We start from the raw sequence: 17,152 nt of genomic DNA, 5'->3' as shown, positions 1-17,152 counted from the left end.
CGCATTTTTCATTTGATCATTCGCATAAGGTAGGGCGGGACCGCCGGGCACGCCGCGTTTCCCTCATCACACAGTACGACTAACTAAACGAAAAACGCTCTAGCGACGCGCCCTAGGCGCAGCCGCAGATACTCAGCCCGCAAAAAAGCGGGACACCCCCCAAGATGTCCCGCTACACAAAGCCTGCAGCAGGCTTAGAATCGAATCGTGTTGCTGATCGACCAACGCGTTTCGCCGGGTATACGAACCTGAGCGATCGTTCCGTCTGGATTAGCGCGAACTGGGATCAACTCGTCGTCAGCGAAAAGGTCGTACACGTTCAGCTGAATAGACCAGGTCTTGTCGCCGCCGATATTCGTTTCATACGAAACCCACGCGTCGAAGTAATCTTCGCTAGAGCCTTTGATCGGCTTGGATAGGTCGTTCACCCAGGCATTCGCCTCCGCGTCATACTTCGGGTAGTAACCAAGGTTCGACTCGTCCATCCAGCGATAGGCGCCGCCGATGCCCAAGCCCTTGAACTTTCCGTCCTTGAAGCTGTAATTCGAAATCAAGTTGAAGTGCCACTCTCTGAGCTCGTTGACCATCTGGCTTTCGGTGGCCTTGGCTTGGTAGTACTTGGCCAGGATCTCAGATCCGTAGCTCGTACCCAATCTTCCACCGGTACCCAACTGGTTACCCGGAGTTTCCGGAATGTCGTAGAATCCTTGGATAGACCAGTAGTCCATGCCGGGCTCGTCGTAGAGTTCGTATCCACCGTCGAACCACATATCCATGCTGTTCGCGATATACTCGTCCCACGAGCTGAGAACGTTCGAGCGAACGGCTTCGGCCTTGGACGCGTTGAAGGTCAAGCGCCAGTTCTCCACTGGGTTCGCAGTCAATTCGTATTCAATTCCTTCCGACACGAGATTGTTCAAGTTGCGAGAAGTGCTGGGCACCTGCCAAGCGGTAAGCTCCCAGAAGCCTCCCCATGCAGCTTCGATGCGCTCGAAGTTCATAGCATCCCAGAAGGTCGGGTCTACCGGACGCGACCACTCCGCGTCGGAACGAGCGCGGTACCACTCGGAGCGATACGCGACTTCCTCCGCCGTAAGAGGAGGAGCGACGTACGGTAGCGTGAGGTCAGGATTCATATCGCCCTGGGCGACGTAATTCGGAGAGTCCGGCAGCGCCGACGAACGAATGCGAAGCGGCTGGCTCATGATGTCAGGATTGTCCCTCCAATCGGCAGGCAGCGGAGTGTTTGCAATCGAAGCGTCGTAGTTGCCCTCGCCAAACATCCAATTGTTGACGACCCACTCCGGTGTCGGTTGCCAACGATTCGCCGCTGCTTCATCCGTCTCAGGCAATCCGCCCCAGTGCGGGCCGATCTCCCACATCATTCCGTCCATGGCACGTCCCAAGATCGCTTTGTTCCGGTTGAAGGCCGGGGCGTCGCCCACGAAGGTCGTGTTTTCCTGAGTGGTCTTATACTTGGTTACGCGGAGCGAGAACTTGTTGTCCATGGCCGAAACGAGAACGCTTACGTCCTTGGTGTTGCCCGATGGGTTCGCCTCCTGGCGAGCGTAAACGTCGGTCGCCACTTCGGAGGGCCGGAAGCTGCTCGAGTCGTTGTACAGCAGCGTCAGCCCCATGCCCTTAGGCAGCTCGCGGCCGAACAGATCGAGCAGCTCCTCGCCGTGCAAGGCAACGCTCCAGCTGCGGCGCTGGGCCTTGGCAAGGATCGGCGTGCTACGTTCGTCGTTGTAGACCCAGTTGTCGCTGTACGGCAGCACGTTGTTATAGACCGCGTCCCTTCCGTACTCTACCATCACGCCATCTTCTTCGATACGTGTGGGAGAAGGCTTGCGACGCGCTTCGTACTCGTCTTCGCGCCATCCGAAGATCGGTACCAAGGCGCCGTTGAGTAGATCGCCCTGCCAGACGAACACCTTGGAATCCGTGACGTCGTAGCCTTCGCTGGCGCCGTCGTAGAGCTTATCCAAGTCGGTCTGGTAGTTCAGGAGGCCAAAATCGCTTTGAGCCCATTCGCGGCCGCCTTCGTCGTTGAATCCGAAGGCCAGCACGGACTGGTTGAGAGCTGGATCTTGCACGGTCGAGACGCCTTCCAAGCCAGTAATCTGGTCCATAGAAGTAGTGCCGAGAATGCTGTCGCTGAGATAGTGGATACCACGCCAGGTCGCATAGCCTGGACGAGACCATGCCTGCTCTTCGCTGAATTGCTCGTCCCAGCGGTACATGGCGAAACTGCGGTCGAAGTAGTCGTATTTCTGGGACGACGCGACTCCGGTAAAGGTGTGCTTGCCCAAAACCGTGGAGAGCACGCTGTCTGAATCGAAGAAATCGTCGGCAGCGACTTCGCCGAACACGGTTGCCCGCCAGTTCTCGCGGCGCTTTTCGTAGATGCCGCCACGGCCTTCGCCTATGGTGAAGAGTCGACCCACATTCGGATTGTTACCCTCGCCACCACGAAGCGACTCGTTGATGTCTACGGAAATAATGTTACCGCCCCAGAGCCCTTCCATCGCGTTCGTGTATCCAGAACGGTATGACTGGTCGTTGTAGGCGAAATTCCATCCAACGCGGCCGTCGAGATAAGTTTGAGTCGCCACCAAATTGAAAGTCTCGAAGTCGTTGAACTCAGACTTGTTGGGACCGACCAGGTTGCTCTCCCTCGCCAACTCCGCGATCGGACCGTCGATGATCATCTGCGTCGGCCACATACCCTGTCCGAAGCCACGGAAGTTCTGCCCGGTCAAGGACTCGTAGTCGTCAATGATCGCGGTGACCGCAGGGTTGCCAGCGTAGTAGGCCGCCTGGTTCTTCTCGTGGTTGCCATTGCCCAACTCCCAATTGGGATTGGTCAAGCCCACGTAGCTACCCCAGCCGCCGCCATTCACATTGTTCCAACCGCGCAGAACCATGGCATCGGGACCACCGGCTAGGCCAATCGCGCCGCTTGTCGGATCCGCAAAGAAGGAAACGGGATGGTCGTCCCAAACTTGGCCTCCGATAGACTGGGCGCCGTAGATCGCCTCATGGGCGCCGAAGCCGGAAAGCCCTTCCGCGTCGCCCGGATCGGTCCAATACTCGTCGTTGGTAACCAAGTTGCGATCGGTCGCTCCGTACCAGTTCGTCAGGAAGTCGGCTGGCGGAGCCGCCATCGGACGGTTCGCATTGATCTGTCCCCACTCGCCGTTGGCGTCGAACTGGGTAAAGATGCCATCCCCGAAACTTGGCTGCCAGCGCAACGCGGCGTAGATACGGCGATCGTTGTTAAAGGTTCCCCTTTGGCGGAACTTCGCCTCGTCGTTCAAAGCGACCACGCGAACGGAAAGCTCGTCTTCGATAATCGTCTTGTTCAGGTCGACTACCCCGCGAATCGAGCCATAGCTATCGAAACGAAGCTCAACCGAACGCTCGTCCTGGGACATGAGCGGCGTCTTGAGCGTGTTGTTGATCAGACCGGCTGGACTTCCCAGTCCAAACAGGATCGAGTTTGGTCCACGGCTGATGTCAACGCGGTTGAGACTGTACCAATCGATCGGAATATCAGTCGGAAAAAAGTCGCGGGTGATGTCCGCGCTATTCAAGCCACGGATACGAGTCGTGCGGTGGGGTTCGACCAGCATATCGCGAGCATGCCCCTTGTCCCATGTGTCCCCGCCATAGAAATTGCCTTCGATACCAGCAACTTCCGTGTTCGTAGTATAAACGAGAAGCTTTTGCAGGTCAGTCGCTCCAATGTCCTTCATGAACTCCGGAGTGATCGCTTGCACCGCCGCCGCGATGTCGCGCAGCTCCGTGTTCAAGCGAGAACCGGCCAGGGAAGAAGTCGCCATATAGCCAACGTCCTCATCGCCCTTCACCTCGAAAGGCGACAGCTCGAAGATCGGATCATCCTCTTCGGAACCGTCAGCAGGGGAGCCCTGGGAATAGAGAGCCGAGGGGACAACAGATAGAACTCCGACGCAGGCGAGATAAGTCGGTACCTGGCAGGTTCTACGTTTAGCGGGATGTTTGAATCTACTCATCTTAGTTTGTGAGTTTGGTTTGTTTTTGTTGGGGTGGAACGCGTTCCCAAGCAACACACCGATGCCAAACGTCCCGCTCGTAATGAGATGGGCCGAAACGTGTCTTGGCGACTTCGGGGAAGCGGACAGGGGATCGCAGGATAGCTGTGGGGAAAACCTCGGATAGCTCCGAGCATCTGCCATAAGACTAGCAGTCCTCGCCCCAACTCTCAATCCCCCAATCGGGGGAAAACCGGGACCACGCCCGCTTCCCTCGGAAAAGAGCCCCCTAAGCGCTCGCCCCAGTCGAGTCGCTACCTGCAGATATCAGCAAGGAAATCGCAAGGTCGCGAAGCGCGGGCAACCGATCCTCAGCCGCCTCGCGCAGCCGCCCCTCACTCGACGCTTTTCCCGGCCCAAGCCGGCAGCTCGCCGAGCTCGATGTCGAAGACCCAGGAGCCAAGGAGCCACACCAGCAGCAGGACCACCGGCACCAGCAAGACGTTGAGCAAGAGTCCCGCCTTGGCCATCTGCGGCAGCTGCAGAACCCCGCTACCGAATACGATGGCATTCGGCGGAGTCCCTACCGGCATCATGTAGGAACAGTTGGCCGCCAGAGCCGTGGGGATGAGGAAAAGCAGCGGGTTTTGGCCCAAGCTAACCGCAACCGCTCCCACGATCGGCAGAAAGGTGGCCGCCGTAGCGGTATTGCTGGTCAGCTCCGTCAGCATGAGGATTCCGAAACAAATCACTCCCAATACCAAAAAGACCGGCCAGCCGCCCAGGCCTTCGCACAAGGTTCCCAAGTAGCTGGAAAGCCCATGGGCTTGGATCATTCCCGCCAGGCTCAAGCCGCCCCCGAAAAGCAGGAGCACGTCCCAAGGAAGCCCCTTGGTCGATCCCCAGTCCATCACGAACTGGCCGCGACCGAGGTTCACCGGGATCATGAAAAGGATCACCGCTCCCGCAATCGCGATCGTCGTATCCGATATCATCGGCACGAAATCCGCGAGCAAAGGGCGGAAGATCCAGCAGAGGGCCGTAGCGGCGAACACGGTCGCCACCCAGCGCTCCCCCTTGGAGAAGCGGCCCAGGCGCCCTTTTTCCTCCATCAAAAGCTGCTCCATGCCTTGCAGCGGCTGGCGCCCCAGCTTGAAGACGATTCGAGTCAAGGTCAGGTACACCACCGGCAGGGCAAGCAAGGTCACCGGCAGCCCCACCATCATCCATTGACCGAAACCGATCTCGTATCCATAAACTCGATTCAAGTAACCAGCCAACAGCGCGTTCGGCGGCGTGCCGATCAATGTTGCCATGCCTCCGGTAGTGGCGCCGTAGGCGACTGCCAACATGAGGGCCGGACCGAAGTGCTTACCCGGGCCCGAACGCCCCGAGCTCTCGGATGCCAAGGCCACCACCGAGGTAGCGATCGGCAGCATCATCAGGGCGGTCGCCGTATTGCTCACCCACATGCTAAGCAAAGCGCCCGACAGCAAAAAGCCCGCTACGATCCGGTTCGGTCGCGTTCCCAAAGCTCCAATCAAGCCCACCGCCACGCGACGGTGCAAGTTCCACCGCTGCATCGCCAAAGCGATGAGGAAGCCCCCTAGGAAGAGGAAAACCAAGGGGTTCGCATAGGGCGCCGCCACCTCCTTAATCTTGCCCAATCCCAGCAAGGGAAAAAGGGCCAGCGGAAGCAAAGCCGTAACCGGAATCGGCACCGACTCGCTAATCCACCAGGTCGCCATCAAGGCGGCCGCCCCAGCGGTACGCCAGCCTTCCACCGACAAGCCCGCAGGTGGATCGAAGAGCAAGGTAACCAGCAGCAGTCCCGGCCCGACCACCCAGCCCGACCACTGCCGCAAACCATAATGCGACGGTTCTTCCAGCGACTCCTGGATACGAGAGTGTTCCGCGCTCATTTGAGCTCGTATTCAGATTCAGCAGGCACGAGGACCAGGCCCACGGCCGCTGCCCACAGGTTGTATCCGATCGTGTTCAAGTGAACCCCATCCTCAACGAAGATCTCCGGTCGCGGTGCCCCTTCCTCGTTCAATAGAAATTTGGATACATCGATGTAGCTCAAGCGCTCGTCCGCCTCGCAGGCCTGCTCGATCAGCCGGTTCGTAGCCAGAATCTCTTCCTTCAGGTGCCAGCGCGTGGTGCTGGGCTTCACCCCGATCACGTAAACCCGTATCTCCGGATCCAGAGCCGCCACCTTCTCGCGAAACTCCATGAAATCCGCGAACACTCGCTCCGGCGACTTCCCATGCGTCACGTCGTTGTCCCCTTCGTAGACCAAGACCGCTCGCGGCCGGTACGCCCCTACCAACTCGTCGAAGAAATAGTTAACGTCGCTGTAGTGGCTGCCGCCAAAACCGCGCGGAATCACCGTCAGCGGACTGAGGTCCTCCGCCATACGCTTGTGCCACATGCGCATCGACGAACTGCCCACGCAGACGATCGCCCCTTCCGCATGGACGCCCTCCGCTCGCTCCGCCTCGAAACGAGCGATCTCGTCGGCGTAGCGCAAAGGATCGGGATCCTCTTGGGCCATCGCGCTTCGCGCCGCAACGCAAAGGCCTATCCACAGGCAAAGTCGGGTAATGAATCTAAGGGGTATCATAGCAACGAACAAAAACAAATCTAGGCACGGCTCAAACCTCAATCGCACATTCCGTAAAGCTTACGAAAACAACGCCCCGCAGCTCTCCCCTGCCTCAGTATCCATAATTTCAATATTATCAATTAACACCAATTCTCCCATAAAGCGCTCCCCGCTCCGCTCGCCCAAGCTTCCTTTAACTTTCCCCGTAAAGAGGATCGAGAGACGAGACCACCTTCCTCGCCCCTCCAGATGCCAGCAAAGGAGAAACCGAACTTGACCGCTACAGGTTCTTCCCGCTCCACTTGCGAGCGCTGTAGGGCAATCCCGATTCCTTCGTGTAACGTTCCCGTGCCTCCTGCAAAAGCTTCCGCATCTCCTCCAGCTGCTCTCCCCACGCCGGATCGCCCACCAGGTTTCGCTGCTCCTCGCGGTCGGATGCCAGGTGGTAGAGCTCCTCAAAGACCAACGTATCCAAGGTTTCCTCCGCATAGGTTCCGATGTACTTCCAGTCCGCGGTGCGAACCGCGACCAATGGCTGCGTGCCGTGTTGCTCGTGCGGAGCCTCGTAGTAGATGTACTCCCGCCAGTCCGCCACCGATTCGCCCTTCAGCAGCGGCGCCAAGCTCCTCCCCGGCAACTCGGGGTCCTGCGGCAACCCGGCCAATTCCAAAAGGGTCGGCATCAAGTCGATGTTCAGGGCCAACTCCTCGCTGACTCCCTGCTTCACTCCGGGGCCGGACACGATCAGCGGCACTCGGATCGATTCCTCGTAAGCAAGCACCTTGCTCGTCAAACCATGCTCCGCGTTGAACCACCCGTTGTCGCCCATCAACAGAATATAGGTTTCCTCCAGCAAGCCCTGGCGCTCCAACACCTCCACCAACTCGCCGACCGCCCTATCCATGTCGGTAACGGAAGCGTAGTAACCTTGAATGTGGTCCAGCACCGCTTCTTGCTCCGCGTATCCATACTCCAGCGCCCGCTGGTGCGGACGGTTCTGGCGAATGTAGGGCGGCTTCCCGTTCAGTCCCGTCTTCCAGGTACGGGGCAAAGGCAAATTGGATTTTGGATACAGGGCAATCGACTCCGGACGAGCAGGCCAAGCGAAGCTGTTATCCATATGCGGAGCGAAGGAATTGTAGAATACGAAGAACGGCTTCTCCTTGTTCCTCTCCTTTTCCAGGTAAAGCGCCGTCTCCCGAGTCGTCGCATCGTCCACGAAGCCGGGCACCGTAAGCGTCTGGCCCTGGCGATTGAATTCAACATCCCAATACGGAACCAAGCCATAGAAGTACGACGCGTACGAAAAGCCGAGACGCTCGGGCGAGCTGGACAAGTGCCACTTGCCGAAAACGGAAGTCTCGTAACCAGCCTCCTTCAGCCGCTCTCCCAAGGTGTCGTCCTCCATCTGCAAGTCCGACTCCATGTCCATCACCCCGTTGGCGCTCCCGTAGTGCCCCGTGAGCAACGCGGCTCGGCTCGGAGCGCAGATCGACAAAGTCACGAAAGAGTTGGGAAAGTAGCGCCCGCGCTCCGCCAAGCGATCGATATTCGGAGTTTGGATACTGCTGGCGCGAGACGCCCCCACAGCATCCCACCGATGGTCATCCGTGTAAACGATCACGATGTTGGGACGGTTTTCCGCTAAGACTCGCGTCGCTGGATAGAATGCTAGAAGAGCCAGCAGAATCTTAAAAGTGAGGGGAAATCGGGGGCGGTCATTTATTTTCATATCGAGCATAAGCGGCAGGCCATGATACGGTCCCGCCAGGTTAGTTACAGAGAAAGACTATTTAAACACCGAGACTGAGAGGTTCAAAATGCAAGGCGCTCGGAAACGGAACTGCCGGCCTGGTGCGGGCCACTTGGCAAAGCGATTTTAACCGAACGGCGCTCACCATCGGAGCTCCTCTCCATGCTCAGGCGAATCTCACCCGTTTCCCGAGCTGGGCTAGCAACAGTTAAGGTAAATTCACCCGAAATCCCTTCCTGAATGAGGATCGCGCAGCGGCGGTCCACCTCCAATTCGTAGCCGTTTCCTAGTTCGAGCTGCCCGCCTTCATAAAACACCAGACCTACAATTCCCGAGGCCTCATCCAGCACCGCTTGTAGCTGAGCCGAATTTTCCAGCACCGAAAACCTGAGCCTGTCGACAAATGCCGAAGCCGATTTGATCTGCCCTTCGTCCACTACGGCATAGGCATAAGCCCCCTTTCCATCCGGAGCATGGGCCACTTCTATAGTGAACACTTCCTCACTCAAAGGATCGTCTGACTCTCTCCGACTCAACTCTCGCCAACTGCCATGTTGCCTCTCCGCCTTAACCACCACCGACTGGCCGCCTGGGAAATAATAAAGCAATCCATTGTGGCTCGCCCAAGAATTGCCGCCCGACAGTCGCAACTCTCCTCGCTCCATTCGATCCGGCACCCCTCCTTCTCTGCTAACCGTGACGGCCTGCTTCAGCAGCGTCTGGTTGACGGTAGTCCGCAGCGCCCTTCCCCTAGTCGAATCAATTTGCGCCCCCAGGCAAACCAGCCCCCAATCAAAGGCGAAGTATGCCTTTTTCGCGCTCACGTCGTCCTTCTCGTAATCGTATCCAACACAGCCATACCAGCCATCGCTCACTCCTCCCGCAAAGTCAGTAGTCCCCTTCGACCCAGACTTACCCGAGCCCACCCGCGGTAGAGGACCTTCGCCCAGAGGAGTGGTTGTACCAGGAATACCCCGCCAATCCCATACCGGCAAGATCCCCTCATACTCATTTCCCCTCTTGAGAAAAAGGGTAGCTCCGTCTGGCAGATAGTAACTCTTGAGCCCTTCTCCGTTGAGGTATTCAGTGCCGGACATGCGACGGGAGTAAACATTTACGGACGCATAAAACTCGGGCCTGCGATGGACCATGAATTCGGAGCGATGGAAATAGCGGTTCCCCGCAAGTCCGTCCGCGCCCGAACCGCTCGCCGAAGCGACCAGAGCCTGCAGTTCTTCCCGTCGTTCCGCCCCAGCCTCCAATAGCGTAGTTGCGACGCGGGCCAAGTATCGTCCACTGCTTTCGGGACGAGCCACGTTGCGGCCCAGCGCCGCGTAGTCGGCAAACTGTCCAAGCGCCATCCAGCGGTTTCCTTCCAGCACCATGCTCTCGAGCAAGTCCCGAGTCTTGCGCGCCATCTCAAACTGGCCCCCTTGCGACCAATAAAAGCACTGGGTCGCATCGTTTAAAAACTCGGCTCCGTATCCATGCGAATACAACAGAGCTCCATGCTGGTGAAAGCTGTAATCCGCCTGCAAGCCCTCGCCCGCGGAGATGCGAACCTCGTCCTCGATGCGTTCAAAAGCTCGATCCACCAAAGCTGGCTTCCCCTCGAGCACGCCACGCATGACCGTGACCTTGTTTATCCAAACCAAATTCTGTCCCGTCATGGGACGCTTCGCCCTGGTCATGATTTCGACGATTCGCTCCACCCTTGCTTCCGAGAGCTGATCATCGAGCAAAGCGATTCGCCCCATCTGCAAAGGTACTCCGATTTCGTTTCTCCACCAATTCGTGAATATAAAGTCGTGATCGAACCAGTAGTCCAAACCTCGATACAGAGCCTCTCTTGCATCTTCACCCAATCCAGCGAATCGAATACCTACCGCGATCGCCAAGAGACGGTTCAAGTGTTCCCAGCCTCCCGCCATGTCGGGAAGACCAGAATCGTAATAACGGATGTCCTCCCAAGACCCATCGGCCTGCTGCGAACGAAGGTAGCCAGCCACTTCGCCCCGATCCACCTCCTGTCGCTGAGCCTCAACAATCCGCTGGCGCACCCTCGCGAGGTCACGCCTTGCAGCTTCGCTCAGCTCTCCCGAGACCACCGGATCCGCCTGATGCACCTGGAACCGAAGTTCCAGCTCCGCTTGATGCTTTTGCATCCGCTGAAGCGCCAGCGGTGAAACCTTTCCCAAGCCATCCCCGAAGAGCAGATCGCCCCAATGGATTGGCATCGGATTCGGCCCGGGCGTCTGCTTCAGCTCAAGCATCATCCCCAGATCTCCCCCGAGCTTCATCGGTCCGTCCCTCAACGCCTGTAGATCAACTGCGATATCGACGAGCCAATTTGCGCCTGCTTGCCTGCCTTGCCCGCTGATCACCTCGCTAGGCGTAACCGTCTCGCCTCCCGCTCGTACTAGGGAGGAGGATACAGTGCCGTCCCCATCTGGCAGCGAAAGCGAAAAATGGTAGTCATCTTCCTGATACGAGAAGTCGCTATCATTCTCGATATCCAAGCAGAAGTGAAAGTATTTCCCGGCTTCCATCGCTTCCGGGCTCAGCTTTATCCCGATCCGCAGCTCACGCTCGGACCAGCCAAACTTTAACCAATAGTCTACCGGCTCCCCTGAAACCTTTACCCAAGCGACCTCGCCCATAGCCGCTCCCGAATCGCCTCCCAAGTGATGAGCGACATAAAGAGGTCGCGCCATCGCGGGCTCTCCCGCAACGAAGCCGAAAACAACTACGATCAAACAAGAAAGCAACCTCATCGCTGCAACTCCTCGGGAGCGGGAAATTCCCGCATCGGACTATAACGCAAGTAGGAGTCGAAAACATCCCTGTCCGCTCCGACAACGCGCGTATCATTGGTTTCTCGCAGCTCCGCGAACAGGGCCTTTTTGAGTTTCGCCTCCAATCCGGCATAGTCTCTGTCTCCAGCCAGGTTCAAGAGACAATAGGGATCTTCCTCCACATCGTAGAGCTCGAATTCGGGGCGCTTTCCTACTGCATGCCAAAAGAAAGCCCCGTCCTCCTCGTCATCGTAGTGTTCCACCAAATACGACTTGCTCGGGCTCGCATCGATATCGGTGAACGCCCACTCGCTGACATGCTTGCCCGCAGCGTCCAGCCCATAAAGCGGCAGTAACGAATTAGCTTGCTCCGGATCGATACGCTGGGGAGCGCCCGCGGGCCAACGATCCGGCTTGGCATTCCAGATCAGCAGGTGCTTCTCGCTGCGAATCGCCCGCTGGGGATAGCCCCAGTTTTTGTAGCGCGACGCCGAATGCCGCTCACGCCCAGAGAAGGCGTATTCGCTTTCCAATACACCGCTTCCGCTCTTGTTGGATCTCAATGCGGGAGCGAAACTTTTCCCCGTCATCGGAAGCATCTCTCGCGGTTTCGTTGCGGTCAGCTCCAGAATCGTCGGAGCAAAATCCACAAAACTCGTAGGATCGTCGATGATCCGCCCGCCGAGAAACGCTTTCGGATAGCGGATCGCCAACGGCACCCTTATGCCGTAGTCGAAGCCGTTCGCCTTGGCTCTGGGAAACGGCATGCCGTTGTCGGAGGTTACGATCACGATCGTGCGATCCAACTCCCCCACTTCCTCCAAGTAACGCAGCATTCGCATGAGGTGTTGGTCAAACCACTCGATCTCCACCGCGTAGTCGAGCAGGTCGCCCCGGATGATCTCATTATCAGGCAAGAAGCCCGGAACCTCCACGTCGATCAGCTTCTTGCCCAAGCGTCGCCAAGTGCCCTGCTCGTAGCGGCGGTGCGGTTCCTTGCCCCCGTACCAAAAGAAAAAAGGCGCTCCAGCGGGTCGCTTGCCCATGAACGATTCGAAGTTGGCAAAATAGTCGGTCGGGCTCAGCCGCGTCGTCGGGCGAACGTCCTCGCTCTCCGGATCGTCATAGCGGATTTCGCTCAACTCCGGTCCAGCGGCATCCTCTTCGCGCCATAGGCCGTCGCTGCCATCGCGAGCGTACTGGAAGGGGCCTACCCCCTTACCGGTCCGGCCCACGAAATAGCCGTTGCGGCGAATCTCGTCTACGAAGGGAACGTACTGCTTCAACCACGCTGACGCGTGCTGGCCAGATTGCTCGTTCTGCCAGTGGTGGCGACCTGTCACGAGCGCGCTTCTGGACGGAGCGCAGCCTGGCGAGCCGGCGATGCAATGCGAAAAGTAAACTCCCTCTTCAGCGATCCGGTCGAAAGCTGGCGTATTCACAAAAGCGCTACCGGCAAAACTGGTGTGGGCGTACGACTGATCGTCGCTGATCGCGAAGAGAATATTGGGTCTCAGCTCTTCGCCAGCAGAGGAGCCACTGCTCGCGAATGCGAGAGCCTGAGCAAACAAGAGGACGAGGAGCAGCAATTTCGAGGCGAGCTTCTGTGCAGAAACGCTGCCAAAGGCGACAGTTTCAACGCTAGAGTGTCTGATTCGGGTCATGATTTCGATGGGGCATGCGAGCGAAGGAACCGAACTCAACTCGCTCGCTTAGTCTCCTCCGAGAAACGGGAGAAGCTAAGCTCCGCATGGGGCGCGAGCGGAAACGCTTAGTCCGGGTCCACTGAACCGTATTGACCTCGAACCGACACCCAGACGCAACGGACCCGATTCATTTACCGTAAACACCTTTGAATTTCCTGCCCTTTGCCCCTTCTTTTCCGCCCCTGCCCTCAAGGCTCTCGAAGGCTCCGCACCGTCGGTCCGGCCCGCCAGCTTCCCTCAATCTTAACCGTTTTGGGAGCGGAAGGCAGGCCCAGCATGCGGCTGTGCAGCTGACCGACGAGCTGCTCAACCGCGGCGCTGCCCAGAAGGTTAAAACGAGTCCTCATTCCAGCGACCGCGGCGGTTTCGTCGAGAAGCTCAAGTTGAGCGAAACCTGTTTCCTGTGGGACTGCCACCCCCATTCGCTGCATTGCCTCCAGCGCGACGGGTCGATTCGAGACCACGACCTCCGGCCGGTGAGCCTGATACCAAGCCACAAAGGCGTGATCGTCCCATTGCTTGTATTCAAAAATCGGAACCTGCCATGCGGGCTGAGTTTCAGACAAATGGCAAAGCGCTGCTGCCTTGTGCCGCCGAGCGTGCATCCTCTGTACTTCCTCGTTGAATACGAATCCAATTTTTCGATAGCCCAAGGCCTTCAGCTCCTCCAAGAGGGTGAGGGCATTGCCGAAATGATATTCCATCACTCGATTGAGCCGTGGCGAAACGATCGTATCCCCCAGAGCGACGAGGGAAAACTCCGAACAGTCGAAGTCGAGGCGCGTATCCGCCCTGCCTGACGAAGACAAGATGATCCCCTCGATTCCACGCGACTTGAGAATCCCCGCCAGTCGCTTCGGGCTCGTGCGCGGCTGGTGATACCAAAAGAGCTCCACCTTGTAGCCGAGCTCCTCCGCCCGCTCGACCGCCGACCTGCGAAAAGCGACTAGCGGCGCTTCCCGTTCTACGAATTCGCGATCCTCGCTGGTATTGATCAAGGCTAAGGTATTCTGAAACACCCGCGTGCCCTTGCGACCCGCAAGGTAGGACATCATGCGAGAGATCGCCGGATCCGGAACGTAGCCCATCTCCTCGGCAATCGCGAGAATGCGACGCCGCTTCTCCTCCGAAACGTTCGGAGCGCCGCGCAAAGCGTAGGAAACCGCCATCGGGGTAACGCCCGCTCGTTCCGCTATGTCTTTCAACCGTACCCGCTTCTCGCCCATCCCCCCTTTCCAGCAGCTTCGACACCCGAGCTCAATCATTTACGGTAAACAAGCGAGAATCCTTGCTGGCTGGGGCTTCAATTGGCGACAAGCTAAGCCTAGGCAGCCCCTGCGCCGCCCCGATCCCCACCCTCGCAATCGACACGCTCCATGGATAGCTCACCCTTTACTGCAATAGATTGGACCCTGCTTATCGCATTCCTGCTCGGAACCACTTGGTTCGGCCACGCCCTGCGCGGCAAAGGACAGGACGTGGAGTCCTTCTTCGCCGGAGGGCGCGATCTGCCATGGTGGGCCGTCTCCGGTTCGCTCATCGCGACCAGCACCAGCGCCCTGACCTTCGTAGCGGTCCCATCCGTGGTCTTCAAACCGGGCGGCGACCTGACCTTTTTCCAAATCTCGATCGGCTTCATCTTGGGCAACATCCTGCTGGCCCACACCCTTCTCAAAGCCATCTACAACGCGAAGTACTATAGCCCCTACGACTTCGTCGAAGATCGACTCGGCCGCAAGGTCGCCAACTACACCCGACTACTTTTCACCATAGGCGCGGTCCTATCCCAAAGCGTACGCCTTCTTTCGACCGCTTTGATTCTCAGCGTCGTAACCGGACTTTCACTACAGCAGTCCATTCTCGTCATCGGCCTGTTCGCAGTGGTCTGGACCTGGATGGGAGGCATTACCACCGTCGTCTGGACCGACTTTCTGCAGCTAATGATCTTCGTCTGTGGCAGCCTCTTCATTCTCGCCAACCTCCTCTTCGCCCTACCGGGTGGGTTGACGCAAATCCTAGAGATCGCCGACGACAAAGGAAAGCTCGTCATCCTGAACCTAACCGCCAATCCCACCGTAACGTATACCCTTTGGGTCGGCATCTTCGGCACCAGCATTTTCGAGTTCGCCCAAAAGAGCGTCGACCAAGTCGTCACCCAGCGCCTCTACTGCTGCCGCAGCCTGCGCGACGCCCAGAAGGCCCTCTACGGAGCCTGCTTCGCGAACGTCACTGTCTGGATCATGCTCGCGGTCGGCATCGGCCTGGTCGCCTTCTTCGAGGTCAATCCGCTGCCCGCCGAAGCCGCCGCCCAGATCGCCTCCGAGCCCGACCGCATCGTCCCCTACTATATCGTCAACCACCTGCCGGTCGGCGTATCCGGCCTGTTGGTCGCATCCCTTTTCGCGGCCGGAATTTCCACGCTCGACTCCGCCCTCTCCGCCCTCTCGCAGACCACGACGACCAACTTGCTCCGCACCTACGTCTACCCCGATCGGGCCGACCGCTTCTACCTCAAGCTCTCCAAGGGCTGCGTTCTCTTCTGGGGCTTCGCCCTCAGCGGCATCGCCCTGCTCTTCAACTCGACTAAGGAGCTCGGCCTGCTCGACATGGGACTCTCAGTGCCAGGCTACGTCTATGGGTCGATCTTGGGCATAGCCCTGCTCGCTTGGATGCGGGTAGGCGACCTGCGGGCAATCCTCGTCGGCAGCGTGGCGGCCACCGTATCGATACTTCTACTACAAGAGTACGGAGTCAGCTTCTTCTGGTGGTATCCGGTGGGCGCTGTCGCCTTGATCGCCTTCGCCCTCGCCACCCTCCGACTGTTCCCCTCCGAGAGACCTCTCCATAAATAGCCCTGTACCCACTTTCAAATGACAACTTCTAAATCTCTCCTCGATTCCTACGATGTAATCGTCGCCGGAGGCGGCCCCTCCGGTTCGATGGCCGCTCTCGCCGCGGCCCGCGAAGGCTGCCGCGTCCTGCTTGTCGAACAATTCGGCTTCCTCGGCGGCAGTCTCACCGCCATGGGAGTCGGTCCCATGATGACCTTCCACAACAATTCCGGCGAACAGGTCATTCAGGGCTATCCTCAAGAGCTGATCGACCGCCTCATAGCAAAGGGCGGCAGCCCGGGTCACGTCGAGGACATCATCACCTACGTCTCGACCGTTACTCCCTTCGACAGCGAAATGCTCAAGATCGAACTGGAAGAGATGCTCACCGAAGCCGGCGTCGATATTCTTTACCACACCATGCTGCTCGATGCCGAGGTCGAGTCCGGCACCCTCAAAGCGATCACCATCGCGAACAAGGCTGGAGTCTCCCGCATCGAGGCCAAGGTGTTCATCGACTCCACTGGCGATGCGGACCTAGCCACGCGAGCCGGCGTGCCCTTCGAGTTCGGACGCGATGCCGACAGCCTGACTCAGCCGATGACCATGAACCTCAAGCTGGGCAACGTGGACCGCGACAAGCTGATCGACTACGTGAAGAACAATGTGGACGACTGCGAATTCGACTACGGAGCAGAGCTTGGCCTCAAGCGCTTGGAGACTGCCCCTCGCCTTTCGCTCAAAACCTTCATCAAAGCCCTCAAGCAGGCCCGCGAAAGCGGCGAAATTACATTTAACCGCGAATTCATCCTCCTTTTCGAAACCAGCGAAAAAGGGACCTTCATCATAAACGTATCCAGAATCCAAGGTCTGGATGCCACGAACCCGCTCGACCTCAGCAAGGCGGAAATGATCGGCCGCAAACAATGCTTGGAAATCTTCAGGTTCCTGAAAAAGCGCGGAGCGGGCTTCGAGAACGCCATCCGTCTGGACTCTTCCAGCAAGGTGGGCGTGCGCGAGTCGAAGCGCGTGGTCGGCCGCTACACACTCACTGCCGAGGACTTGCTGAGCGGCCGCGAGTTCGAGGACACCATCGCCCTCGGCGGTTACCCGATCGACATCCATTCGCCGGACGAAAACGGCACCAATACTCAATTCTTCAAGCCCGGAACCACCTACTGCATCCCGCTGCGTTCGCTGCAGACCAATGAGGTTTCGAACCTGCTGGTCAATGGCCGTTGCCTCAGCGCCACGCACGAAGCCTTCGCCGCGATCCGTACCACGCCGACCATGATGGCGATCGGCCAAGGTGCCGGCACGGCCGCCGCTTTGATGAAAGACTCCAGCGGCCAGGCCCTTGATCAAAGCCAGCTGCGAAACCTGCTGGAGAAAAACGGCGCCTTGCTGGTTCCGCCCCCCGCGCCTGCCGAAGCGTAAACGCCC

The 17,152-nt window shown here is 58.4% G+C and carries 9 protein-coding genes; 2 read left to right on the top strand and 7 right to left on the bottom strand.

Features of this window, described 5'->3' with window-relative positions; translation table 11 throughout:
• Positions 1–194 precede the first annotated feature (194 nt).
• The 7 genes from QEH57_RS10145 to QEH57_RS10115 form a co-directional block, all read right to left on the bottom strand.
• Entirely contained in the window at positions 195–4,037 is a 3,843-nt protein-coding gene (locus tag QEH57_RS10145; protein ID WP_309006620.1) for a TonB-dependent receptor plug domain-containing protein, read from the bottom strand.
• 374 nt (positions 4,038–4,411) lie between these two features.
• Positions 4,412–5,938 carry an SLC13 family permease gene (locus tag QEH57_RS10140; RefSeq protein ID WP_309006619.1) on the bottom strand — a complete coding sequence of 509 codons (1,527 nt, stop codon included), beginning with the start codon at positions 5,936–5,938 and terminating at the stop codon, positions 4,412–4,414.
• On the bottom strand, positions 5,935–6,573 hold the full coding sequence (locus QEH57_RS10135; protein ID WP_309006618.1) for a GDSL-type esterase/lipase family protein: 639 nt from the start codon (positions 6,571–6,573) through the stop codon (positions 5,935–5,937). Before QEH57_RS10135 ends, QEH57_RS10140 begins: the two co-directional genes overlap by 4 nt.
• A 331-nt stretch (positions 6,574–6,904) precedes the next feature.
• Positions 6,905–8,356 carry a sulfatase-like hydrolase/transferase gene (locus tag QEH57_RS10130; protein ID WP_309006617.1) on the bottom strand — a complete coding sequence of 484 codons (1,452 nt, stop codon included), beginning with the start codon at positions 8,354–8,356 and terminating at the stop codon, positions 6,905–6,907.
• 83 nt (positions 8,357–8,439) lie between these two features.
• Positions 8,440–11,151 carry a polysaccharide lyase family 8 super-sandwich domain-containing protein gene (locus QEH57_RS10125; protein ID WP_309006616.1) on the bottom strand — a complete coding sequence of 904 codons (2,712 nt, stop codon included), beginning with the start codon at positions 11,149–11,151 and terminating at the stop codon, positions 8,440–8,442.
• Positions 11,148–12,836 carry a sulfatase gene (locus tag QEH57_RS10120; protein WP_309006615.1) on the bottom strand — a complete coding sequence of 563 codons (1,689 nt, stop codon included), beginning with the start codon at positions 12,834–12,836 and terminating at the stop codon, positions 11,148–11,150. The genes QEH57_RS10125 and QEH57_RS10120 overlap by 4 nt, the downstream gene beginning before the upstream one ends.
• Before the next feature lie 230 nt (positions 12,837–13,066).
• The gene (locus QEH57_RS10115; protein ID WP_309006614.1) at positions 13,067–14,083 is read right to left on the bottom strand and encodes a LacI family DNA-binding transcriptional regulator; all 1,017 of its coding nucleotides are present in this window, start codon (positions 14,081–14,083) and stop codon (positions 13,067–13,069) included.
• A gap of 171 nt (positions 14,084–14,254) precedes the next feature.
• On the opposite strand from QEH57_RS10115, the gene QEH57_RS10110 reads away from it, so the two are divergent.
• The gene (locus QEH57_RS10110; protein WP_309006613.1) at positions 14,255–15,730 is read left to right on the top strand and encodes a hypothetical protein; all 1,476 of its coding nucleotides are present in this window, start codon (positions 14,255–14,257) and stop codon (positions 15,728–15,730) included.
• 18 nt (positions 15,731–15,748) lie between these two features.
• Entirely contained in the window at positions 15,749–17,146 is a 1,398-nt protein-coding gene (locus QEH57_RS10105) for an FAD-dependent oxidoreductase (protein WP_309006612.1), read from the top strand.
• Positions 17,147–17,152: the final 6 nt, after the last annotated feature.

It is taken from the genome of Pelagicoccus sp. SDUM812005 (assembly GCF_031127875.1).
In the GTDB taxonomy this organism is placed as follows: domain Bacteria; phylum Verrucomicrobiota; class Verrucomicrobiia; order Opitutales; family Opitutaceae; genus Pelagicoccus.
This window is presented reverse-complemented; position numbering and strand designations above follow the sequence as displayed.

Excerpts from the sequence above, each read along its gene's own strand:
- QEH57_RS10145 (WP_309006620.1), bottom strand. The coding sequence starts at position 4,037 with ATGAGTAGATTCAAACATCCCGCTAAACGTAGAACCTGCCAGGTACCG.
- QEH57_RS10140 (WP_309006619.1), bottom strand. The coding sequence starts at position 5,938 with ATGAGCGCGGAACACTCTCGTATCCAGGAGTCGCTGGAAGAACCGTCG.
- QEH57_RS10135 (WP_309006618.1), bottom strand. The coding sequence starts at position 6,573 with ATGGCCCAAGAGGATCCCGATCCTTTGCGCTACGCCGACGAGATCGCT.
- QEH57_RS10130 (WP_309006617.1), bottom strand. The coding sequence starts at position 8,356 with ATGAAAATAAATGACCGCCCCCGATTTCCCCTCACTTTTAAGATTCTG.
- QEH57_RS10125 (WP_309006616.1), bottom strand. The coding sequence starts at position 11,151 with ATGAGGTTGCTTTCTTGTTTGATCGTAGTTGTTTTCGGCTTCGTTGCG.
- QEH57_RS10120 (WP_309006615.1), bottom strand. The coding sequence starts at position 12,836 with ATGACCCGAATCAGACACTCTAGCGTTGAAACTGTCGCCTTTGGCAGC.
- QEH57_RS10110 (WP_309006613.1), top strand. The coding sequence starts at position 14,255 with ATGGATAGCTCACCCTTTACTGCAATAGATTGGACCCTGCTTATCGCA.
- QEH57_RS10105 (WP_309006612.1), top strand. The coding sequence starts at position 15,749 with ATGACAACTTCTAAATCTCTCCTCGATTCCTACGATGTAATCGTCGCC.